Source organism: Kitasatospora sp. NBC_01560, assembly GCF_045208415.1.
GTDB lineage: Bacteria > Actinomycetota > Actinomycetes > Streptomycetales > Streptomycetaceae > Kitasatospora.
Genome location: NZ_CP109364.1, coordinates 6,275,538 through 6,298,850, shown reverse-complemented (window position 1 = coordinate 6,298,850; position 23,313 = coordinate 6,275,538). Strand labels below are relative to the sequence as shown.

Annotated in this window: 17 protein-coding genes; 3 read left to right on the top strand and 14 right to left on the bottom strand. The window is 74.9% G+C overall.

The genetic code is table 11. The features are described 5' to 3' along the window. Window positions 1-149: 149 nt before the first annotated feature. Entirely contained in the window at window positions 150-2,624 is a 2,475-nt protein-coding gene (locus tag OH807_RS27445; RefSeq protein WP_406203709.1) for an AAA family ATPase, read from the top strand. A 130-nt stretch (window positions 2,625-2,754) separates the two neighbouring features. Here OH807_RS27445 and OH807_RS27440 read toward each other — a convergent pair whose 3' ends face one another. From OH807_RS27440 to rimP, 10 genes are all read right to left on the bottom strand, one after another. Continuing rightward, window positions 2,755-3,699 carry a bifunctional riboflavin kinase/FAD synthetase gene (locus OH807_RS27440; RefSeq protein WP_406203706.1) on the bottom strand — a complete coding sequence of 315 codons (945 nt, stop codon included), beginning with the start codon at window positions 3,697-3,699 and terminating at the stop codon, window positions 2,755-2,757. Window positions 3,700-3,765: 66 nt separating this feature from the next. Beyond that, window positions 3,766-7,587 carry a serine protease gene (locus OH807_RS27435; RefSeq protein WP_406203703.1) on the bottom strand — a complete coding sequence of 1,274 codons (3,822 nt, stop codon included), beginning with the start codon at window positions 7,585-7,587 and terminating at the stop codon, window positions 3,766-3,768. A 277-nt stretch (window positions 7,588-7,864) separates the two neighbouring features. Further along, the gene (gene truB, locus OH807_RS27430) at window positions 7,865-8,794 is read right to left on the bottom strand and encodes a tRNA pseudouridine(55) synthase TruB (RefSeq protein WP_406203700.1); all 930 of its coding nucleotides are present in this window, start codon (window positions 8,792-8,794) and stop codon (window positions 7,865-7,867) included. A 22-nt stretch (window positions 8,795-8,816) separates the two neighbouring features. Further along, entirely contained in the window at window positions 8,817-9,920 is a 1,104-nt protein-coding gene (locus OH807_RS27425; RefSeq protein ID WP_406203698.1) for a bifunctional oligoribonuclease/PAP phosphatase NrnA, read from the bottom strand. Between the two features lie 2 nt (window positions 9,921-9,922). Further along, complete coding sequence (rbfA, locus tag OH807_RS27420; protein ID WP_406203695.1) at window positions 9,923-10,363, bottom strand: 30S ribosome-binding factor RbfA; 441 nt, start codon at window positions 10,361-10,363, stop codon at window positions 9,923-9,925. Window positions 10,364-10,515: 152 nt separating this feature from the next. Continuing rightward, the gene (locus OH807_RS27415; protein WP_406203692.1) at window positions 10,516-10,812 is read right to left on the bottom strand and encodes a DUF503 domain-containing protein; all 297 of its coding nucleotides are present in this window, start codon (window positions 10,810-10,812) and stop codon (window positions 10,516-10,518) included. A gap of 156 nt (window positions 10,813-10,968) precedes the next feature. Then, a complete protein-coding gene (infB, locus tag OH807_RS27410) occupies window positions 10,969-14,160 on the bottom strand; it encodes a translation initiation factor IF-2 (RefSeq protein WP_406203689.1) in 3,192 nt (1,063 codons plus the stop codon). Between the two features lie 247 nt (window positions 14,161-14,407). Beyond that, window positions 14,408-14,656, bottom strand: a complete 249-nt coding sequence (locus tag OH807_RS27405; RefSeq protein WP_406203686.1) for a YlxR family protein — start codon at window positions 14,654-14,656, stop codon at window positions 14,408-14,410. Between the two features lie 145 nt (window positions 14,657-14,801). Then, window positions 14,802-15,851: a transcription termination factor NusA gene (gene nusA, locus OH807_RS27400; RefSeq protein ID WP_406203683.1), complete on the bottom strand. Its 1,050-nt coding sequence runs from the start codon at window positions 15,849-15,851 to the stop codon at window positions 14,802-14,804. A 75-nt stretch (window positions 15,852-15,926) separates the two neighbouring features. After that, on the bottom strand, window positions 15,927-16,493 hold the full coding sequence (rimP, locus tag OH807_RS27395) for a ribosome maturation factor RimP (protein WP_406203680.1): 567 nt from the start codon (window positions 16,491-16,493) through the stop codon (window positions 15,927-15,929). A gap of 964 nt (window positions 16,494-17,457) precedes the next feature. Here rimP and OH807_RS27390 point away from each other — a divergent pair. Continuing rightward, window positions 17,458-17,961, top strand: a complete 504-nt coding sequence (locus OH807_RS27390) for a ferritin-like domain-containing protein (RefSeq protein ID WP_406211223.1) — start codon at window positions 17,458-17,460, stop codon at window positions 17,959-17,961. 149 nt (window positions 17,962-18,110) lie between these two features. Next, window positions 18,111-19,028 (top strand): aminoglycoside phosphotransferase family protein, encoded by a 918-nt coding sequence (locus tag OH807_RS27385; protein ID WP_406203677.1) that lies wholly within the window; start codon window positions 18,111-18,113, stop codon window positions 19,026-19,028. Here the strand turns inward: OH807_RS27385 and OH807_RS27380 are convergent. The 4 genes from OH807_RS27380 to OH807_RS27365 form a co-directional block, all read right to left on the bottom strand. Beyond that, complete coding sequence (locus OH807_RS27380) at window positions 19,001-19,576, bottom strand: GNAT family N-acetyltransferase (protein ID WP_406203674.1); 576 nt, start codon at window positions 19,574-19,576, stop codon at window positions 19,001-19,003. The two genes, OH807_RS27385 and OH807_RS27380, sit on opposite strands and share 28 nt — an antisense overlap. A gap of 43 nt (window positions 19,577-19,619) precedes the next feature. Continuing rightward, the gene (locus tag OH807_RS27375) at window positions 19,620-20,495 is read right to left on the bottom strand and encodes a GNAT family N-acetyltransferase (protein WP_406211221.1); all 876 of its coding nucleotides are present in this window, start codon (window positions 20,493-20,495) and stop codon (window positions 19,620-19,622) included. A 137-nt stretch (window positions 20,496-20,632) separates the two neighbouring features. Continuing rightward, a complete protein-coding gene (gene ispG, locus OH807_RS27370; protein ID WP_406203672.1) occupies window positions 20,633-21,793 on the bottom strand; it encodes a flavodoxin-dependent (E)-4-hydroxy-3-methylbut-2-enyl-diphosphate synthase in 1,161 nt (386 codons plus the stop codon). Between the two features lie 142 nt (window positions 21,794-21,935). After that, window positions 21,936-23,243 carry a M50 family metallopeptidase gene (locus OH807_RS27365; protein WP_406203669.1) on the bottom strand — a complete coding sequence of 436 codons (1,308 nt, stop codon included), beginning with the start codon at window positions 23,241-23,243 and terminating at the stop codon, window positions 21,936-21,938. Between the last annotated feature and the right edge of the window lie 70 nt (window positions 23,244-23,313).

Below are 23,313 nucleotides of genomic sequence, written 5' to 3'. Positions count from 1 at the left end.
TCCTTCCGCGTCCTCCGGCGTTCTCCGGCGTCCACCGCCGTTCACCGGGCGAGATGAGACTCCGCCTTCAACGGGGGGTGCCGCACGGCCTAGTCTTTGATGCGGCAACGGCACCGCGACGAGCGGCGGCGAACACGAGGGAGCCCTAGGTGAGCAGCGATCGGGACGGCGTCTACGTCGGCGACAACGCGGCGGAGGACGACGACGACTGGTCCGACGCACCCGACTACTCTCCCCCGTCCTGGTACGTGCAGACGGACACCGGTGCGGCTCCGGGCGCGCCGGTCGCACCCGGGCCCGCTCCCGGCCCCGCGGCGGGACCACCGGGTACGGCTGGTGCTCCGGGTGGCCCGGGTATCCCGGGTGCTCCGGGGGTGGCCGCGCCGGTCGGGGGTCCGGGTGCGGCGGCCGCGCCGGTGCCCGTAGCCGTTCCCGTCCCCGCCCCTGCGCCCGCCCCTGCGCACGTGGCCGGTCCGCCGGCCGAGCCGATGACCGGGCCCGCGCCCGTGCCGGTGGCCGCGCCGCCCGTCGCCCCGGTGGCGGACGGTCCGGTCCCGAACGGTCCGGTCGTGAGCGGCCCGGGTGCCGACGGCCCGGTGCCGCCGCAGGCGATCGCCGAGCCGGGCCCCGCGCCCGCCACCCACGTCGAGGCGCAGCACGTCCCCTTCGCCGCACCGCCGACCGAGGCGCCCGTGCCGGTGCCCGGCCCCGGGCCGGAGCAGCCGCAGGTCGCGGCGCAGCCCTGGCCGCCGGCCGAGCCGGTGGCGCACCAGCAGCCCGCGCCCGCACCGGTCCAGCCGCAGCCACTGCCCTACGCCGACCCGCAGCAGGCCCAGGCCCAGCCGTGGGCCGACCCGCAGCAGGCCCCGTACCCGTACGCGCAGCCGCAGGACCCCCAGGCGTACCCGCCGCAGCCGCAGGACCAGCACGGCTACGCACCGCAGACCCAGCAGCCGGACCCGCAGGCCGCCGCCTGGGCCGCAGGCCAGCAGGCCCAGCCGTCCCAGGCACACCAGGCTCCCGGACCGCAGGCACCCGGACCGCAGGCGCCCGGACCGCAGGCCGGACCGGTGGACCCGCGGCAGGCCGGCTGGCCGCAGCCGAACACCTACCAGCAGCCCCCGGCCCAGCCGCAGGCCCCGCAGCAGGCCCAGGCCCAGCCGTGGGCCGACCAGCAGCAGGTACCGCAACAGGTACCCCAGCAGGCGGCGCAGCCGCAGCAGCCCGGTCCGGCCCAGCCGTGGCAGCAGCAGCCCCCCCAGGCCCAGCAGGCACCGGCCGCGTTCCAGCAGGCCGCCGCCCCGCAGCCGACCGCGCACGGCGCGCCGCTCGGCTACACGGCCGCCGTCGAGCTCTCCTCCGACCGGCTGCTGCGCAGCCAGCCGAAGCAGCAGCGCCAGCAACCGCGGTTCCAGTTCGGCGGGAAGGCCGCCGCGGCCGAGAAGGCCCGCAAGCTGGAGACCATCCGCACCCCGGTGATGAGCTGCTACCGGATCGCCGTGATCAGCCTCAAGGGCGGCGTCGGCAAGACCACGACCACCACCGCGCTCGGCGCGACCCTGGCCAGCGAGCGCCAGGACAAGGTGATCGCGATCGACGCCAACCCTGACGCGGGCACCCTCGGCCGCCGGGTGAAGCGCCAGACCGGCGCGACCATCCGCGACCTCGTGACGGCCATCCCGCACCTGCGCAGCTACATGGACATCCGCCAGTTCACCTCGCAGGACATGCACTCGGGCCTGGAGATCCTGGCGAACGACGTCGACCCGGCGGTCTCGACCACCTTCAACGACTCGGACTACCGCCAGGTGATCGACGTGCTGGGCCGCCAGTACCCGATCATCCTGACCGACTCCGGCACCGGCCTGCTGTACAGCGCGATGCGCGGGGTGCTGGACCTCGCGGACCAGCTGATCATCGTCTCCACCCCGAGCGTGGACGGCGCCTCCTCGGCCTCCACCACCCTGGACTGGCTCTCCGCGCACGGCTACGCCGACCTGGTGCAGCGCAGCATCACGGTGGTCTCCGGGGTCCGCGAGACCAGCAAGATGATCAAGGTCGACGACATCGTGGCGCACTTCCAGACCCGCTGCCGCGGCGTCGTCGTGGTGCCGTTCGACGAGAGCCTGGCGGCCGGTGCCGAGGTCAACCTCGACATGATGCGGCCCAAGGTCCGCGAGGCCTACTTCGACCTGGCCACCCTGGTCGGCGAGGACATCGTCCGCGCCCAGCAGGCGGCCCAGCAGTCCGGCTGGCAGCAGCAGGCCCAGCAGCCCCCGCAGGCCGCCGGCCCCTACCCGGGCCAGCCCCAGCCGTACGACCCGCAGCAGGCCGGGTACCCCCAGCAGGCCCAGCCCTACCAGCAGCAGCCGCAGCCCGGCCAGGGCGGTTACCCGAGCGGGCAGCCCGCGCCCGGCGCGCCGTGGTCCCCGCAGCCGGGGCAGGCGCCGCCACCCCCGCCCGGGTACGGGTACCCGCAGGCCCAGCCGCAGCCGGGCGCGCAGCCGCCGCAGCAGGACTGGCAGCAGCAGCCCCCGCCGGCCGGATACGGCTACCCGCAGCCGCAGCCCGGTGCCCAGCCGCCCGGCGGGTACGGCTACCCGCAGCCGCCCCGGCAGCAGTAGGAGCAGCACGCCGAAGGGCCCGCCGATCGAAGGATCGGCGGGCCCTTCGGCGTCCGCGGGCGCCGGGTCGCGCGGGCCCGGTCAGGTCCGCGGCGGCGTGGAGCGGGAGGCGTCGGCCAGGTCGCGTCGGTCAGGTCGCGTCGGTCAGGTCGCGGGCCTGCTTCACGTCGTCGGCCATCCGCTCCAGCAGCGCCTCGATGGAGTCGAACTTCTCCATCCCGCGCAGGTAGGCCAGGAAGTCCACGGCGACGTGCAGGCCGTACAGGTCCAGGCCGATCCGGTCGATCGCGTAGGCCTCCACCGTGCGGGCGGTGCCGTCGAAGGTCGGGTTGGTGCCGACCGAGATCGCCGCCGGCATCAGCTCGCCGTCCGCCGTCAGCCAGCCCGCGTAGACGCCGTCCGCCGGGACGGCGCTGTGCGGCACCGTCTCCACGTTGGCCGTCGGGTAGCCGAGCTCACGGCCGCGCTGCGCGCCGCGCACCACCACTCCCTCGACCCGGTGCGGGCGGCCCAGCACCTCACCGGCGCCCGCCACGTCACCGGCCGCGACCAGCCGCCGGGTCAGCGTCGACGAGAACGGCTCACCGCCGCCGACCGTCCCGCGGACCTGGAGGTCGACCACCTCGACACCGCAGTCGGCACCCTCGCCGAGCCGGGCGAGCAGTTCGACGTTCCCGGCCGCCCGGTGCCCGAAGCGGAAGTTCGGCCCCTCGATGACGAGGCACGCGTGCAGCGCGTCCACCAGCACCTGCTGGAAGAAGACCTCCGGGGACTCCTTCGAGAACTCGGCGGTGAACGGCAGCACCAGCACGGCGTCCACGCCGAGCGCCTCGATCAGCTCGGCGCGGCGCGGCTGCGGGGCGAGCAGCGGCGGGTGGGTGCCCGGGCGGACGACCTCGCTCGGGTGCGGGTCGAACGTCACGACGACCGAGCGGACGCCGAGTTCGCGGGCGCGCTCGACCACCCGGTTGATGATCAGCTGGTGTCCGCGGTGCACACCGTCGAACGAACCGATGGTGACGACGCTGCGTCCCCAGTCACCGGGGATCTCCTCCAGGCCACGCCAGCGCTGCACCCTGACCGCTCCTTGTTCCGTACGGCGCGTACCTTCTGTACGCTCAAACGCTCAAAACCCGAACCCCTATAGCGTGCCATGCGCCTGCCCCTGCTTCGGCACCGGAAGGCGGGTTGGGCGCACCGCCGGGTGCCGGGTGACGGCGGCCGGTGTGCGAACGGCCCCCGGAGCGGTCTCCGCCGACTGCTCCGGCGCGGCCCCGGCGCCCTCCGACGGCCCGTCCGGCGGGCCGGAGCTGTGCGCGGTCTCACGTCCGGCTCCGCGGCCGGCTCCGCGGCCGGCTCCGCGGCCGGTGACCGTGGCCGGCACGAGGGCGGCACCGCCCGCGCGTGCCGCCTCGGCGGCGGCCTCCTGCGGATCGCGCCCGGCCTCCACCAGTGCCCGCATCCGGTCCAGCCGGGGCCCGCCGGGCCGGACCGGCCAGCCCTCCCGCGGCCACTGCGCCAGCAGCTGGGCGAAGCCCGCCGAGCGGCCGGCACAGCGCACCAGCAGGGCGTCGGCGTCCGGCAGGCCGCCCGCTGCCCGGGCCAGTACCGTCCGCGCCCGGGCCGGCCGTTCGGCCGCACCGTGCCCGGCCAGCCGCTCGACCACGGCGGCGAGCACCTCCGGGTCGCCCTCGGTGGCCAGCACGGTGTCCAGCAGCTCGGAGCGCACCGCGTCCGCCACGGCGTCCGCGACCGGCACCGCCAGCACCTCCGCGAACGGCCTGCGGACCGCCGCCGCCCGGGCCGCCAGTGCGCTGCCCAGCAGCAGCCGCAGCTCCAGCCGGGCGGCCGGCCCCTCGACGGCCCCGCGGGCCAGCCGGCGGCCCAGGTAGTCGACGGCGACCGCTCCGGCGAGGGCGGGGTGGTCGCGCAGCAATCGGGCCGCCAGCTCGGCACTGCGCCGGCCGGCGGGCGGGGCGTCGGCGTCGGCGAGCACCCGCAGGATCCCGGCGGCCGGTGCGCCCGGCCGCGACAGCCGGTCCGCCAGGGCGGCGAGCACCGGCTCCGGGTCGCTCTCCAGCGCAGGGGCCAGCGCCCGCGCGGTGAGGAAGCCGTCCTCGCCGCCCCGGTAGCGGGCGAGCGCCGCCGGCAGGTGGCCGGCCCGGGTGGCCGGGTCACGGACCAGCAGCGCCAGCGCGGCCCCGTGCAGGCCCGGTTCCTCCTCCCGGGCGAGCAGGGTCAGTGCCGTGAAGCGCAGCAGCTGCGCACCGGCGCCGCGTGCGTACGGGGCGGCCCGCAGGGCGTGCACGGCGGCGGCGACATGGCGCTCGGGCCGCCGGTCGTGGCTCCACCGGTCCACCGCGCGGCAGAGCGCGGAGGGCTCCTCCGCCGCCAGGACGGTGAGCAGTGCGTCGGCCCGCGGGTGCGCCGCGTCGGCCAGTGCGTCCGCCAACTCGTCCAGGGCGAGGGCCCGGTGGGCGTACAGCAGGTCGTGGGCGAGGTCGGCGACGGTGGTGCCGGGGCGGCCGGGCAGACCGCGCGGGTCCTCGAACCACCGGCAGAGCAGCGGCAGCACACCGGCCGGGTCGGCGCGCAGCCGGCCGGCGACGGTGGCGAGGAACGGCTGCCCCGGTCCGTCGGCGGCCACCAGGCGGCGCAGCAGCTCCAGTTCGGTCCCGGCCGGCAGGCCCAGGCCGGTCCAGAACGCCGGGCCGAACCGGCCGAGGCCGTCGGCCGGCAACCGTTCGAAGCCGCCCGCCGCCGGGGCGACCTCCGCGATCCGGACGGCCAACTGGCCGAGCAGCGCCCGGTGTTCGGCGAGTTCCGGGCTGGCCGCGAGACCGGCGACCAGCAACCGGCCGGCCCACCAGCCGGGTTCGCTGCCGGCCGGGCGCAGGTCCAGCGCCCGCCAGATCCGGTGCAGCCACGGGTCCAGCGCGGGTGCGCCCCAGGCCTCCGCCAGCCGCCGCAGGGCGGCCGCGACCGGGCCGACGCGATGCCGGGGCACCGCCCGGTCCTCCCCTGCCGGGCGAGTGTCCGCCGCCTCGCCGAGCAGCAGCCGAAGCGCCGCGTCGAGGTCCAGGTGCAGGCCCTGCAGCCAGTCGGAGAACTCGCCGTGCGCCAGGCGGTAGCCCGGCCCGGCGGGCACGAACAGTCCCTCCGCCAGCACGGCGGTCGCCCAGCCGCCCGGCACCGGGAAGAGCTCCTCGAACGCCGCCCGGCCGAGCCCGCCCTGCTCCGCCCCGAGCATCCGCCGGGCCGCTTCGTGCACCCGGCCCGCCACCGCCGCCGCCAGCCGCCGCACCCGGCCGTGCGCGCTCCGGACGGGCCGCCCGGCGCCCCGGCGGTGGGCGCCCGGCCGCCGGGACCGCCCGCCGTCGACGAGCCGCTGGGCCACTCGGAGGCAGCAGAGGTCCAGCCGGGCGGCGAACAGCTCGGCCCGGCCCGGCGGCTCGCCGCGCAGCCCCTCGGCCCACAGCTCGCCGGCCAGCCGCAGCGCGAGCGGGTGCCGGGCGTCCGGCGCGGCCGGCCACCCCGGCGGCAGGCCGTAGCGCCGCCGTACCCGGTCCGCCGCCTCCGCCGGCAGCGGCCCGAGGCGGTGGACGGCGTAGGCGCCGGGAAAGGCACCGGGGAAAGCGCCGGGGAAGGCGCCGGGCCGGGCCCGGGCACCGGCCGGCAAAGCGCCCTCCCCCGCACATCCCCGGTCGTCGCCACCGGTGGCCGCGCCCGGGCCGGGGTCGCCGTCCGCCGCGGGCGCGAGCCGCTGCCAGGCCTCCTCCCCGCAGGCCGTCAGCAGCCGCGCGCCGACGGCCGTCAGCCACTCCCCCGCCGACCGCAGCCACTCCGCGTCCAGCGGTGCGGGCGCCTCCTCGGGCCCGTCCAGCACGACCAGCAGCGGCCGGCCGGCCTGCGCGCAGAGCGCGGCCACGGTGTCCGGCCCGGGCGAGGGCCGGCTGTCCGGCCCGGCCGCGCCCTCCAGCGCACGGCCGACCGCGTCGGCGAGCGAGGTGTCCTCGGCCCGCAGGTCGGCGCCGCGCAGCCAGAGGGTGGGCCGCGGGTGCTCGCCGGCGCCGCGGCGGACGGCGAGCGCGGCGAGTTCGGTGGTCCGGCCCGAGCCGGGCTCGCCGAGCAGCGCGGTGACGGCCGCCACCGGTTCGTCGCCGGCCAGGCCGTCGGGGCGGTCGATCCGGTCGGCGGCGAGCGTGGCCACCCGCCCCGGGCCGGCGCCGGCGGCGGCCAGTTGGGCGGCGGCGAGCCGCAGCACGCCCGCCAGGTTGAGCGCCGTCCCGTACCCGGGCACGCCGGCCGCGTTCCGGGCCAGTGCCGCGGCCAGCCCGGGGGCGGTCCGCATGGCCCCGGAGCCGCTCACGGGGGCGGCGGCGAGCGCGCCCGCCTGCTCGGGTGCGCGCAGCGCCGGGGCCGCGACGGCGACCACCGCGCCGCTGCGGGCGTCCAGCACGGGCGCCCCGGCCGGGACGGTCACCGGGCCGCCGCCGACGGCCGGCACGTCGAGCAGCAGGACGCCGCCGATCAGGTGGAAGGCGTCCGGGCGGACGTGCACCGCGCCGGTCGCACCGAGCACACCGCAGCGCAGGGCCACCGCCGGCCCATCCCCGCCGGCCGGCACGGCCAGCAGCGCACCGCGGGCGGCGAGCACGCCGTCCACGGACGCGATCGGCAGCGGCGGCACCGGCAGCCCGCCGACGCCGTCGGTCCGGAGCAGGGCGAGCCCGTGACCGGGCAGCGGCAGGACGCTCTCGGGGCCCAGCACCCGGGTCTGCCCGCCGGGGGTGTGCAGGACGATCCGGTCGAGGCCCGCGACACTCTCGTGGGCGGTGAGCACGGTGCCCTGCGGGTCGGCGACGAAGCCCAGTCCGCGGAGCCGTCCGTCCAGGTCGCGGATGCGCAGCAGGTACCGCCCCGGATCCCCCGCCACCTCGTCGCCGTCCAGGAATCCCGGCATGTCGCGCAGCCCTCCCCGGCAGGGCCGGACGGCCCGGGCGGACACGTCGCGGCGACCTGCTCGCTGCCCGGGAGCCTGCCCGCCGCCGTGGAGGCCCGACCGCACCCGCGCCGCTCACCACCGCGGTTCACCTCGCGCGCTCCCCCGTCCGGGTGAAGCCGCGTCCCTTCCCCCGGAGCGCAGCGCCCGGGTGGCTCCCGCCGGAGAGCCGGCCCGGGAACGCGGCGAGCCCCCCGCCGCCCGGCAGGGCGACGAGGGGCTCGGGTGCTGCCGCGGATCAGCCGACGAAGACCGCGAGCGGCTTCGCCTGGCCGCCCTGCTCCTCGACCAGTGCGAGGAACTGCTCGTCCGGCCCGAACACCGCGATCGGCCCGTCCACGCCCAGCCCCGGCGCCTTCAGCCGGGAGCCGTGCGAGAGCTGCTTGGCCTGGTCGGCGTCGAGGTCCCAGCGCGGGAAGGCCGCGGCCGCGGCGGCGCCGATCGGCAGCACCTCCAGGCCGGTGGCGGCCTCGCCGGTCACCGACTCCTCCAGCTGCTCCAGCGTCCGCGCCGACTCCACGCCGTACGGGCCGACCCTGGTGCGCCGCAGCGCGGTGAGGTGGCCGCCCACGCCGAGCCCGGCGCCGAGGTCGCGGGCCAGCGCCCGGATGTAGGTGCCGGAGGAGCACTCCACCGTGACGTCGAGGTCGAGCACCGGCGTGCCGTCCTCGGCCACCGCGGTGCGGTACTCGTGCACGGTGAAGGAGTGGATGGTCGTCGGTCGGGCCGCGAGCTCGAACTCCTCGCCCTCGCGGACCCGCGCGTAGGACCGCTTGCCGTCGATCTTGATGGCGCTCACCTTGGACGGCACCTGCATGATCGCGCCGGTGAGGGCGGCGACCCCGGCCTCGACGGCCTCCCGGCTCACGCCGTCCGCCGCCGTGGACGAGGTGACCTCGCCCTCCCGGTCGTCGGTGACGGTGGTCTGGCCCAGCCGGACGGTCGCCTCGTACGTCTTGGCGGTGAGCATCAGGTGGCCGAGCAGCCGGGTGGCCCGCTCGACGCCGATCACCAGCACGCCGGTGGCCATCGGGTCGAGGGTGCCGGCGTGGCCGACCTTCCGCGTGCCGGCCAGCCACCGGAGCTTGGCGACCACCCCGTGCGAGGTGATGCCCTCCGGCTTGTCGACGATGACGAGACCGTCCGGACCGGTTCCTTTGCGCTTCATCTGTTCTTTTCTGTGAAAGTGATCAACTGATCGGCCGCAGCGCACTGCGGAACCGCCCGACCACGGCCTGCACGCCCTCCCGGGCGGAGAACCCGGCCGCGTAGGTGTGCCCGCCGCCGCCGAGCTCGGCGCAGGCGGCCGCGACGTCCACCGCGCCCTTGGAGCGCGAGGAGCCGCGCAGCGTGCCGTCCGGGTCCTGCTTGAGCACCAGTGCGACCTCGGCCTCGGCCGGCCGGCGCACGATGTCGATCAGGCCCTCGATCTCCTCGACGGTGACGCTGAACAGCGCCAGGTCCTGGTACGGCACCCAGGTCCACACCAGGCCCAGGCCGCCGGCCGCGTCGGGCTCGTAGACGGCCCGGTCGAGGGCGGCGGCGAGCACCTTGAGGTAGCCGAAGGAGGAGGTGTCCCACAGCTGCCGGGAGATCAGGTCGTGCCGGATGCCGGTGGACAGCAGCCGCCCGGCGAGTTCGTGGGTGGCGGGCGTGGTGGCCCGGTACTTGAACGAACCGGTGTCGGTGGCGACCCCGGTGTAGAGGCAGGTGGCCAGCGGCTGGTCGAGCTCGACTCCGAGCCGGCGCAGCAGCTCGTCCACCAGGACGGCGGTGGCCGGGGCGGTCGGGTCGATCAACTGGTGGGTGCCGAAGCCCGGGTTGGAGGCGTGGTGGTCGATGACCACCAGCACGGGCGCGGCGAAGGCCTTGTCGTGCAGCAGCCCGAGCCGGCTCTCCGCGGCCACGTCGAAGCAGAGCACCAGCTCCGGGGTGTCGGGCACCTCGGAGGCCGGCACGATCAGCTCCTGGCCGGGCAGGAAGGCCAGCGACTCGGGCACCACCTGCGGGTCGTCGCCGAAGGAGACCCGGACGTCGTGGCCCAGCCCGCGCAGCGCCAGCCCGGCCGCCAGGGCCGAGCCGAGCGCGTCGCCGTCGGGGCAGATGTGGCAGATCAGGTCGATCGACCCGGCCCGCCCGATCTCCGCGACGACCTGCTGCCAGACCAGCTCGAAGCCGCTCTCCTCGGCGCGCGGCCCCGGAAGCACCGCGAGGGCACCCTCCACCGTGGTGGTGGAGGACGCCCCCGTGGATGGTCCAGCTGTCGAACCGGCCGCTGCCGGCTCACCCGCCATGACTACTCGTCCTCGTCGTCACGCTCGGACGCCGGCACCTTGTACGGGTCGGCGTCACCGGCGAACGTCGCGCCCGCCGCGGTGGTGCGCACCGCGGCGTCGATGGCCCGGGCCCGGTCGAGCAGGTCGTCGATGTTCCGGGCGTTCTCCGGCAGGGCGTCCGCCACGAAGGTCAGCGTCGGGGTGAAGCGCACCCCGATCTTGCCGACCTCGGAACGGATGACGCCCTTGGCGCTCTCCAGCGCGGCGGCCGTGGCCTCGCGCTCGGTCTCGTCGCCGAAGACGGTGTAGAAGACGGTGGCCTCGCGCAGATCGCCGGTGACCCTCGTGTCGGTGATGGTCACGTACCCCAGACGCGGATCCTTGATCCGGCGTTGCAGGGTCTCGGCCACGACCACCTGGATGCGGTCGGCGAGCTTGCGCGCCCTAGCGGTGTCGGTCACGTTGCCTCCTCGTGCAATGGGCCGGTTGCCCGGGCGTGTTGCTGCCCGTCGGGGCCCACGCCCCAAAGTACCGGCCCGCGCCCAGCCTTGTGGGCGCTCTCGGTCCTGATCTGTGTGAGAACGGCGACTCGCGCCGGTCCGCTCCGCAGACCTCATTCATCGTCGTCGTTGTGGTAGCGCCTCCTGGCGGAGAGCAGCTGAACCTCGGGGCGGCCGGCGACCAACCGCTCACAGCTGTCCAGGATCTCGGTGACGTATCCGGCTTCGCCGGACACCACCGCCAGGCCGATCTCGGCCCTGCGGTGCAGATCCTGGGTCCCGGTCTCAGCAGCGCACACGCTGTACTTGCGCTGCAGTTCGGCCACGATGGGCCGCACGATCGAACGCTTCTCCTTGAGCGAGTGGACGTCGCCCAGGAGCAGGTCGAAGGTGAGTGTTCCCACGAACATGTATGACAGGTCTCGCCGACCTGGAAGGCCTCGGGGACAGCCCTGGACCGGGCTGTGTCCGGGAGGAACCCCCCGGACACCCAGGACCCTACACAGCGAGACCGGGGCCGGTCGACGGGAATTTCCTCCCGCCGACCGGCCCCGGACACCACCCGCTTACGCGCGCGGCTTCTCGCGCATCTCGTAGGTCTCGATGATGTCCTCGACCTTGATGTCGTTGAACGACCCCAGGGTCACACCGGCCTCGAAGCCCTCGCGGACCTCGGTCGCGTCGTCCTTGAAGCGACGCAGACCCTCGATGTTGAGGCTCTCCGCCACGACCTTGCCGTCGCGGATGAGGCGGGCCTTGGTGTTGCGGCGCAGCAGGCCCTCGCGGACGATGACACCCGCGATGTTGCCGAACTTGGAGGAACGGAACACCTCGCGGATCTCCGCGGAGCCGAGGCGCACCTCCTCGTACTCGGGCTTGAGCATGCCCTTGAGGGCGTTCTCGATCTCCTCGATCGCCTGGTAGATGACCGAGTAGTACCGGACGTCCACGCCTTCCTTGTCGGCCGCAGCGCGCGCACGGCCTTCGGCGCGCACGTTGAAGCCGAGGATGATGGCGTCCGAACCCATCGCCAGGTTGACGTCGGACTCGGTGATCGCACCCACACCGCGGTGCAGGATGCGGAGCTCGACCTCCTCGCCCACGTCCAGCTTGACGAGGGCGTCCTCAAGAGCCTCGACCGAACCGGAGACGTCACCCTTGATGATGAGGTTGAGCTGCTCGATCTCGCCGGCGGCGATGGCCTTGTCGAGGTCCTCCAGGGACACCCGGACCCGACGCTGCGCGAAGGCGGCGTTGCGGTCGCGGGCCGAGCGCTTCTCGGCGATCTGGCGCGCGGTGCGGTCCTCGTCGACGACGATGAAGCTGTCGCCGGCGCGGGGCACCGAGGTCAGACCGAGGAGCAGCACCGGGCGGGACGGGCCGGCCTCGGCGAGGCTGTTGCCGTTCTCGTCCAGCATCGCGCGGACGCGGCCGTAGGCGTCGCCGACCACGATCGAGTCGCCGACGCGGAGGGTACCGCGCTGCACGAGCACGGTCGCCATGGCGCCGCGGCCCTTGTCGAGGTGGGCCTCGATGGCAATACCCTGCGCGTCCTGCTCGGGGTTGGCCCGCAGGTCCAGCGAGGCGTCCGCGGTCAGGACCACGGCCTCCAGCAGCTGGTCGATGTTGAGGCCCTGGCGCGCGGAGATGTCGACGAACATGGTGTCGCCGCCGTACTCCTCGGCCACCAGCCCGAACTCGGTCAGCTGACCGCGGACCTTGGTCGGGTCGGCACCCTCGACGTCGATCTTGTTGACCGCGACCACGATCGGCACACCCGCGGCCTTGGCGTGGTTCAACGCCTCGACCGTCTGCGGCATGACACCGTCGTTGGCCGCGACCACCAGGATCGCGATGTCGGTGGACTTGGCACCACGGGCACGCATGGCGGAGAACGCCTCGTGACCCGGGGTGTCCAGGAAGGTGATCGGGCGCTCTTCGCCGTTCACGACCGTGGCCACCTGGTAGGCACCGATGTGCTGGGTGATGCCACCGGCCTCGCCGGCCACCACGTTCGACTTGCGAATGGCGTCCAGCAGGCGGGTCTTACCGTGGTCGACGTGACCCATGACGGTGACGACCGGCGGGCGCGGGGCCAGCTGGTCCTCGTCGCCCTCGTTGGCACCGAAGTCGATGTCGAACGACTCCAGCAGCTCACGGTCCTCGTCGTCGCGGCTGACGATCTCCAGGATGAAGCCCATCTCGCCGGCAAGCAGCTCAAGGGTGGCATCGGAGACCGACTGGGTCGCGGTGACCATCTCACCGAGGTTGAACATCACCGAGACGAGCGCGGCCGGGTTGGCGTTGATCTTCTCCGCGAAGTCCATCAGCGAGGCGCCGCTCGACAGGCGAACGGTCTGGCCGTTGCCGCGGGGCAGCATCACACCGCCGACGGACGGGGCCTGCATGGCCTCGTACTCCTGGCGCTTCGCCCGCTTCGACTTGCGACCACGGGCCGGACGGCCACCGGGGCCACGGCCGAAGGCACCCTGCGTGCCACCACGGGCACCCGGGCCACCGGGACGGCCGCCGAAGCCGCCGGGACGCGGACCGAAGCCGCCGCCACCACCGGGGGCACCGCCACCGGGACGGGGGCCGCCGAAGCCGCCACCGGCCGGACGCGAGCCCGGACCGGCCGGACGACCGGCGAAGCCCGGACGGGCGCCACCGGCGCCACCGGGACCACCCGGACGGCCGCCGGGGCCACCGGGGCCACGGCCGCCGGGGCCCGGACGCGGGCCCGGAGCCGGACGCTGCGGCATCATGCCGGGGTTCGGACGCGGCATACCGGACGGGCTCGGGCCACCGGGGCGCGGGCCGGCCGGACGCGGCATGCCGTCGGGACGCGGCGCGCCACCCGGACGGGGGGCACCGGCACCGGGAGCACCGGCCGGACGCGGACGGTCGCCACCGGGGCGCGGGGCACCGGCACCGGGAGCACCGGCCGGACGCGGACGGTCACCGCCCGGACGCGGGGCACCGGCACCGGCACCGGGAGCACCGGCCGGACGCGGACGGTCGCCACCCGGACGGGGACGGTCGCCACCCTGGGCGCCCGCGGCGGCCGGACGCGCACCGGGCGCGGCCGGACGGCGGTCGCCGGGGCGGGCCATGCCGGTCGCGCTGCCCGAGGTGAACGGGTTGTTGCCCGGACGCGGGCCGGCCGGACGCGGGCCCGGACGGGCGCCGCCACCGGCGGGGCCGGCAGCCGGACGCTGCGCCTGCGGGGCCGCCGCCGGACGCTGGGCCTGGGGGGCCTGGGGGGCCTGCGGGGCCTGCGGCTCGGCCGGAGCCGGCGAGGAGAACTCGGCCGCCGGAGCAGCCGGTGCCGCCGGGCGGGTGGCCACCGGGCGCGGGCCCGGGGTCGGCGCACCGGTGCGCGGCGCGGCCGGAGCCGCGGGTGCGGCGGCGGCCGGGGCGGCGGGTGCCGGGGCAGCGGGAGCCGCCGCCGGCGTGGGACGGGGACCCGGGGTCGCGGCAGGGCGCGGACCCGGGCTCGGGGCACCCGGCTTGGGTGCGGCCGCACCGGCGGCGGAACCACCGGTGGGCTGGGGCGCCGCGGGCTTCCGCGGGCCAGGCTTGGCAGCGCCACCAGTGGGGGCGACGCCCAGCGCGTCAGTCAGCTTGCGCACGACCGGCGCCTCGATCGTCGAGGACGCCGAACGGACGAACTCGCCGAGCTCGGTGAGCTTGGCCATGACGGCCTTGCTCTCCAAGCCAAGCTCCTTGGCGAGTTCATAAACCCGGACCTTAGCCACTTCACTCCTGTCTATGAGTCCGGGGTGTCTCGTCCGCCGGACTGTCGCTACTTCATGGGCGTACCCATCGCGTACTCATCGCGTACTCATCGAGTGCTCATCGCAATCTCGACCTACTTCCACATCGCGAGGTACCTGACTGGTGGCACGGCGCGCGGCTGCACGCGCACTGTGCTTGGTGCGGTGGTTCTCCGCCGCGTGGGGCGGCGGCCGTAACGGGAGGTGCCCGCCGGGCGCCTGAGGAAGCTCAGGACGCCGGGGTGTCGCCTACCCGCTCCTCGATGAACCCGCGGAGCCGCTCCGTGTCGAGCGTGCCCTGGAGCCGGAAGGCCCGGGGGAACGCCCGGCGGCGGACCGCGAGGTCGAGGCAGGCCGGTTCGGGGTGCAGGTGCGCGCCCCGGCCCGGCAGTGCGCCACGGGGATCGGGGACGCAAACGCCCTCGATCGCCGTGACACGCAACAGCTGGTGCTTGGCCGCGCGCTTGCGGCAGCCCACGCAGGTGCGTTCCGGGCGTGCTCGGACATGCGTCCGGCCAGACGAAGGCAAGTCTACCCCTCCGAAGGGACATGGCGCCGCCCTGCCGGTCCGGGGTGGACCGGCGGGCGGCCGCGACAACGCTGACTGCTCGACCGGCTCGCCCTTAAAAATCGTCGCCGGACCGGCGGGCGCCCTCGGGGCGGTCCTCCGAGCGCCCCTCGGACTGGCCCTCCGACTGGCCCTCAGTGTCGGGCCGGATGTCGATCCGCCAGCCGGTCAGGCGGGCGGCCAGGCGGGCGTTCTGCCCCTCCTTGCCGATCGCCAGCGACAGCTGGTAGTCCGGCACGATCACCCTTGCGGAGCGCTGCTGGAAGTCCACGATCTCCACGCTCGTCACCCGTGCGGGGGACAGCGCCGCGGCGACCATCTCGCGCGGGTCCTCCGACCAGTCGACGATGTCGATCTTCTCGCCGTGCAGTTCGCCCATCACCGCGCGGACCCGGCTGCCCATCGGGCCGATGCAGGCGCCCTTGGCGTTCAGCCCGGACCGGCGCGACCAGACCGCGATCTTGGTGCGGTGGCCGGCCTCGCGGGCGATCGCCGCGATCTCCACGCTGCCGTCCGCGATCTCCGGGACCTCCAGCGCGAACAGCTTCTTCACCAGGCTGGGGTGGGTGCGCGAGAGCGTCACCGACGCACCGCGGACACCCCGGCGCACCGCCACCACGTAGCACTTGAGGCGGGTGCCGTGCCGGTAGTCCTCGCCCGGGACCTGCTCCTGCGGCGGGAGGATGGCCTCCAGCTTGCCGATGTCGACCAGCACGTTCTTCGGGTCGTTGCCCTGCTGGACGACACCGGTGACGATGTCGCCCTCCTTGCCCGCGTACTCGCCGAAGGTCTGGTCGTCGGCGGCGTCGCGCAGGCGCTGCATCATCACCTGGATGCCGATGCTGGAGGCGATCCGGCCGAAGCCGCTCGGGGTGTCGTCGAACTCCTTCGGCTCGACGCCCTCGTCCAGCTCCGCCGGGTCCTCCGTCGCCCACACCGTGACGTGGCCGGACTTGCGGTCCAGCTCGACCCGGGCCCGGCGGCGCGAGCCCTCGGTGCGGTGGTACGCGGTGAGGAGGGCCGACTCGATGGACTCGACCAGCAGGTCGAAGGGGATGTTCTTCTCGTTGACCAGCGTGCGCAGGGCACTCATGTCGATGTCCACGGCTACGCCTCCTCGTCTTTCGTCACGTTCGTGTTGCTGTTGATGGCCGGATCCGTCCGGACGGTGCGCAGGGCCTCACTCCGCACCGTCGTCCCCCTCGTCGGAGGCGTCGTCGGAGGCGTCGTCGTCGGCGAAGTCCGGTGCCGCGTCGAGCAGTTCGTCGTCCTTGCGGTTGAACTCCACCTGGACGCGCGCCTTGGCCACCTCGACGTACTCCAGGCGGCGCTCCTTGGCCCGGCCGCGGCCCTTCACGGGCTGCACCTCGACCAGCGCGCCGTCCTCGTCCGCCTCCAGGACGCGGGCGACGATCTCCCCGCCGTCCACCAGCTGGATCTTGGCCAACCGGCCCTCCGCGCGGCGCCAGTGGCGGGGCTCGATCAGCGGACGCTCGGCGCCCGGCGAACCGACCTCCAGGACGTACGCACCCGCGCCCATCACGTCCGACTCGTCCAGCGCCTCGCCGACCGCGCGGCTGAACTCGGCGATGGCGTCGAGGTCAACCCCGCCGTCGGCGTCCACGTCGATCTGAACCTGGCGGCGGCTGCCCGTCTGGGTGACCTTCAGGTCCTCCAGGTCGAGGCCCGCCCGGGCGGCCAGTGGCTCCAGCAACGCACGCAGGCGGTCGATGTGGGTGGTGCTCATCCGGGTGGACTCCTCGGCCGCGTCTGCTGTTGTCAGGAGAGGGTGCCGCACCTCCTGGCGCCGTTCGGGCGCAGGCCGGGTCGCGGCAGCTCGGCCCAAAGCCTATCCGGTGAAGCCGCCAACCACCGATTCCGGACCGCGGCCGGCCGCCCGCGCAACAGCCACTGCGAGCAAGCTCACACCCGCCCCGGCGGGCACCGGTCGGGCCGATCCACCCCCACGGACGTGGGGATTCTGTAATCATTCACGCCTACGAGGGCAGGCGGGCAGGCCGTCCTCCCGTACACGCCCCGGAGTGACACCGATGCAGCCGCCCAGCCGACGGACCTTCCTGGCCCTCGGGCTGCTCCTCACCGCGGGCGGCACGCTCACCGCCTGTACCGACCCGGGCGACGGCCGGGACGGTGAGACGGGCGAGCACCGCCGGCCCGACCCGGACGAACCGGTCCGGCTGCGCGCCGTCACCGCCACCGACACCCTGCTCGCCGGGTACGACGCGCTGCTGGCCGGCCCGGGCGCCGGGCAGGCCGCGCTGCTCCAGCCGCTGCGGGCCGAGGTGGTCCAGCACCGGGCCGCGCTGGCCGCGGGCCTGCCCGGCACCCCGTCCGGACCGGCCACCGGGGCCACCAGGGCCACCAGCTCCACCGGCGGCGCGTCCGCCGCGGCCGCCACCTCGGGTGCAACCGGTACCGCCGGTGCGGTCACCAGCGCCGCCGCGCTCGCCTCGCTGGAACGGCAGACCGCGCAGGGCCGGCTCGCCGACCTCGGCGCCGCCTCGCCGCAGCTGGCCCGGCTGCTGGCCTCGGTCGCCACCGCCGGGGTGCTGCACGCGGTCGCCCTGGGCGACCCCGCCCCGGCAACCGTCCCCGCGCCCGCCGAAGCGGCCGACGCCTCCGCACCGCCCGCCTCGGCGACGCCCACCGCCACCGCGGCCTCCAACGCGGCCTCCGGCGCCGGATCGGCCGTGGCCGCGCCGTCCGCCCCCGCCGTCGGCCCGGAGGCCGTCGCGGCCTTCCAGGCGGCCCTGGGCGCCGAGCACGCGGCGATCTACGGCTACGGCGTGGTCGGCGCCCGGCTCCCCGACGACCAGCAGCGCGCCGACGCCCGCACCGCGTACGCCGCGCACCAGACCCGGCGCGACGCCTGGCAGCGGCTGCTGGGCGGGGCCGGCACCACCCCGGTCCCGGCGGCGGCCGGGTACCAGCTGCCGTTCGCCGTCACCGACGCGGCGGGCGCCGGGAGGCTCGCCGCCCACCTGGAGACCGGCCTCACCACCGTCTACGCCGACCTGGTCGCCGCCGTCACCGGTACCCGGCGCACCACCGCCGCCGACGCGCTGCGCGAGTGCGCCCTGCGCGCGCGCCGCTGGGGCTCCGCCCCCACCGCCTTCCCCGGGATCCCCGACCCCGCCACCGCAGCCCCGGCTGCCGCTCCGACCGGCGGCCCCACCCCCGCCGCCACCGGCTGACCACCCCCGGCACCGCCCCCCGACCTGCGGGAGTACCGCTCCCCCGCCCCGATCCGGGCTGCCGATCTGCTCCGCTGACCTGCGGTTTCGCATCCATGGCCGACAATGGACGGGTAGCACCACGGGGGAGTACCAACCGGAAGGCCGGCATGTCGGGAGCACCAGGGCAGATCACCGTCCCCGAGTGGCTGGCGCGCAGCGTCGGCGTGGACGAGGCGGGGCGGCACTGGCTGGCCGAACTGCCCGGCCTCTTCGCCGACCGGCTGTCCGACTGGGACCTCACCCTGGAACGGGTACTCGACCCCGGCGGCTCGCTGAGCCTGGTCGGCCACGTCCACCGGGACGACCTCAGCCCCGCCGTCCTCAAGGCCGGCCTGGTCACCCCGGAGACCGCCCAGGAGCATGCCGCCCTCGCCCACTGGGCCGGCCGTGGCGCCGTCCTGCTGCTCGCCGCCGACCCCGCCCGCGGGGTCCTGCTGCTGGAACGCCTGCACGGTGACATCCCGCTGCGCTCGCTGGCCGAGCCGAAGGCGATGGTGGAGGCCACCAGCCTGCTCCGCCGGCTCTGGGTGGAGCCGCCCGAGGGCCACCCGTTCGCCCCGCTCGCGGACCGGGCCGCCGCCACCGCCGAGCGACTGCGCCGCCACCGCGGCCTGCCCGGCGCCGCCGAGGCGGCCGCCGTGGTGGACGAGGCCCTGACGGGTGCCGAGGAGCTGCTCGGCTCCGCCACCGAGACCGTCCTGCTGCACGGCGACTTCCACCACGGCAACGTGCTGGCCGCCGACCGGGCGCCCTGGCTGGCGATCGACCCCCGCCCGCTGACCGGCGAGCGCGCCTACGACCTGGCCCGGCTGGCCCTCGACCGCGCGGACACGCTGGTCGGCTCCCCGGGTGTGCCGGCCGCCGTGCGCCGCCGGCTGCACCAGCTCTCCGAGGCCCTGGAGGTGGACCGGGACCGGCTGCGCGGCTGGACGCTGTTCCGCGCGGCCGACCTCGGCCTGCGCGCGCTGGCGGCGGGCCGCCGCGGGGACGCCGAGCTCTACCTGGAGTTCGCCGGCGCGCTCTGAACGGCCGGCGGCCGCAGCAGCGGCAGCGGGGCGCCCATCACGGCGTAGAGGCGGTCGGTGTTCGGGAAGTGCACCGCGCGGGCGAGGTCCCGGTAGCCGAGCGAGCGGTAGAGCCGGCGGGCGGGCGTCTCGGTGTCGATCGCGGAGAGGATGCTGCGGCTCAGGCCGGAGCGCTCGCAGAGGCCGCGGATCAGCGAGGAGCCGATGCCCCGGCCCTGGAACTCGGGCAGCACGTGCAGTTCGGTGATCGCGAACACCCCGTCCAGCCAGTCCCCGTTGGCGTGCGCCTCCAGGTAGGGCTGGATCACCGTGCTCCACCAGTGCTCGCGGCGGTTGGGCATGCCGTACCCGAAGCCGACCAGCCGGCCGCCGCTCAGCGCGCCCAGCGCGATCACCCCGGGCTGCTGCGCGTGCCGGCCGACGATGTGCAACCGGACCATGACCTCTTCGGGCGTCAGCCCGAATGCCACCGCCTGGACATCGAGCGCCTGCGGCGCCAGGGCCGCGAGGTCGATGGCCTCGATCGTCACGCCGGTCAGCTGATCCATGCCCCGGACGTTACTACCCGCCCGGCCCGGACGCGGGTGAAGATCAGAACAGGACGCTCATGAAGGCGCCGACCTCGCGGAAGCCGACCCGGCGGTAGGCGGCGCGGGCGCGCAGGTTGTAGTCGTTGACGTAGAGCGAGACCACGGGAGCGACCTCGCGCAGGGCGAGGTCGAGGACGGCCGCCATGCCCGTCTCGGAGAGCCCCCGGCCGCGGTACCCGGGATCGACCCAGACGCCCTGGATCTGGCAGGCGCCCTCGGTGACCGCACCGATCTCGGCCTTGAAGACCACCTGGCCGTCCTCGGTGAACCGGGCGAACGAGCGCCCGGTGGAGACGAGTTCGGCGACCCGGGCCTGGTAGAGCAGGCCGCCGTCACCGGCCAGCGGGGAGACCCCGACCTCCTCGGTGAACATCGCCACGCAGGCCGGCATCAGCGCCTCGACCTCGTTGCGCTGCACCCGGCGCACCAGCGGGTCCGGCAGGATCTCGGCGGACGGCTCGGAGGTGGCCATCAGCGGCTGGTGGCCGCGGACCTCCCGGGGCGGCCCCCAACTGCGCTCCAGCAGCGCCCAGAGCGCGGCGGTCGGCCCGGCCGGGCCGACGATCGAGGAGCAGCGGCGCCCCTGGCGGCGGGCCCGTTCGGCGAAGGCCTGGACGGCCTGCGGCCCGGCGTTGACCAGGACGAGGTTGGCCCCGGCGTAACAGAGCGCGTCGAGCTCGCCGCGCTCGTCGTACCAGCCCCACATCTCGCCGCCGAGGCGCCACGGATCCAGCCCGACGGCCTCCACCCGGGTGGCGACGAAGGCGTTGGCGACCGGGTCGCGGTGCAACAGCGTCAGGGTGTCGGCGAGGTCGGCCGCCTCCAGGACGCGCGTGGTCGCCAGGGCGCGGGCGGCCTGGAACGAGCTGGGGAGCATCACACCTCGATCGAGCATCGAGACAGCACCTCACTGAGACGACTCTGGCCGCACCCTACTCCGTGGCCCCACCCGGCTACGGCGCGGGGCCGTCCGCGCACGGACGGCCCCGCTTCCGGAAAACTACCGTCCGCCGGTCACTCCGCGGCGGTCACGGTCGGCGCACCCGACGCCACGCCCTCGGCCTGCATCTGCTCGGCCAGCTTGAGGGCCTCCTCGATCAGGGTCTCGACGATCTTCGACTCGGGGACGGTCTTGATGACCTCGCCCTTGACGAAGATCTGGCCCTTGCCGTTGCCGGAGGCGACGCCGAGGTCGGCCTCGCGGGCCTCGCCCGGGCCGTTCACGACGCAGCCCATGACGGCCACCCGCAGCGGCACCTCCATGCCCTCCAGGCCGGCGGTGACCTCCTCGGCGAGCTTGTAGACGTCGACCTGGGCGCGGCCGCAGGACGGGCAGGAGACGATCTCCAGGCCGCGCTCGCGCAGGCCGAGCGACTCCAGGATCTGGTTGCCGACCTTGATCTCCTCGGCCGGCGGGGCGGAGAGCGAGACCCGGATGGTGTCGCCGATGCCCTCGGCGAGCAGCGCACCGAACGCGACCGCGGACTTGATGGTGCCCTGGAACGACGGGCCGGCCTCGGTGACGCCGAGGTGCAGCGGGTAGTCGCAGGCGGCGGCCAGCTGGCGGTAGGCGTTGATCATCACGACCGGGTCGTTGTGCTTGACCGAGATCTTGATGTCGCGGAAGTCGTGCTCCTCGAAGAGCGAGCACTCCCAGAGCGCGGACTCGACCAGCGCCTCCGGGGTGGCCCGGCCGTACTTCTCCAGCAGGCGCTTGTCGAGCGAGCCGGCGTTGACGCCGATCCGGATCGGGACGCCGGCGCCCTTGGCCGCCTTGGCGATCTCGCCGACCTTGTCGTCGAAGGCCTTGATGTTGCCCGGGTTGACGCGGACGGCGGCGCAGCCGGCGTCGATCGCGGCGAAGACGTACTTCGGCTGGAAGTGGATGTCCGCGATGACCGGGATCTTCGACTTCTTCGCGATGATCGGCAGCGCGTCGGCGTCGTCCTGCGTCGGGCAGGCGACCCGGACGATCTGACAGCCGGACGCGGTGAGCTCCGCGATCTGCTGCAGCGTGGCGTTGATGTCCGCGGTCACCGTGGTGGTCATGGACTGCACGGAGACGGGCGCGTCCCCGCCGACCGGCACGTTGCCGACCATGATCTGCCGGGAGTAACGGCGCTTGGCGAGCGGCTTGAGCGGCAGGGACGGAATACCGAGCGAGATCGCGGTCATGTGCGCAGGGTTCCCCGGGGTTGAGGTGTGGTCGGTCCGGCCGATCGGGAAGACCGGGACCGGGCGCGCCGATGAACGCGCACCCGGCCTCCAACGGTACGGCACGGTGGTGGCCCCGGGCACACCAGCCGTACCCGCACGGTCAGCTGATCTTGACCGGGTTGACCAGGTCGGCGACCAGCACCAGCAGGGTGAAGCCGATGAAGACGCTGGCCACCACGTAGGCGAGCGGCATCAGCCGGGCCACGTCGAAGGGCCCCGGGTCGGGCCGCTTGAACAGCTGTGCGAGCCTGCGGCGGACCGATTCCCAGAGCGCGCCGGCGATGTGGCCGCCGTCGAGCGGGAGCAGCGGCAGCATGTTGAAGAGGAACAGCGAGAGGTTGATGCCGGCGAGCAGGTTCACGAAGAAGGCGATCCGCTGGCCGCCGGAGATCTCCTCGTGCGAGAAGATCTCGCCGCTGACCCGGGCGGCGCCGACCATGCCGATCGGCGAGTCCGGATCGCGCGGGGCGTCGTCCACCACGGCGTTCCACAGGCCCGGGATCTTGCCGGGCAGCGCGACCAGCGACTTCACACCGTTCTCGCCCATGTCGTACATCCGGTCGAGGGACTGACCGAAGGTCTGCTGCACGACGGCGCGCTGGGGGGTGAACCCGAGGAAGCCCGCCTGCACCGTCTCGCCCTTGACCGGCAGGTTGTTCGCGTCGAACTTCTGCACGGCGTTGACGGCGATCGTGGGGGTGAGCGTCAGCCGCTCGCCGTCCCGCTCGACCACGACCGGCACCTGGCGGCCGGCCGACTTGCGGATGTCCGCCTGCAGCTGGTCGTAGTCGCGGATCCGGTCGCCGTCGAAGGAGAGCACCTTGTCGCCCTGCTTCAGCCCCACCTGGGCGGCCGGCGTCGGCGGCGCGTCGGCCGGGCAGACGTCGGTGGGCTGCCCGGCCTTCACGATGCACTGGGAGACCGTGCCGATGGTCGGCACCGCGGTGGACTGGCCGAAGCCCATGTTCACCGTCAGGAACAGCCCGAACGCCAGCACCAGGTTCATGAACGGCCCGGCGAACATGACGATGACGCGCTTCCACGGCTTGCGGGTGTAGAAGAGCCGGTGCTCGTCACCCTCCTGGAGCTCCTCGTAGGAGGCCTCCCGGGCGTCCTCGATCATCGTCCGGAACGGCGAGCTGCTGCGCTTGGTGATTCGGCCGTCCTCGCCGGGCGGGAACATCCCGATCATCCGGATGTACCCGCCGAGCGGAACCGCCTTGATGCCGTACTCCGTCTCGCCCTTCTTCCGGGACCAGACGGTCGGACCGAACCCGACCATGTACTGCGGCACCCTGATGCCGAACAGCTTGGCCGTGGAGAGGTGGCCCAGCTCGTGCCAGGCGATCGAGATCAGCAACCCGACCGCGAAGACCAGGATGCCGACCACCGTCATCACCATTGCCACCGATGCTCCTCCGTCATGCCGCTCCGCCGTCGTCCTGTCCTACCCGATCCCACCGCGGTCTGTCACCGCC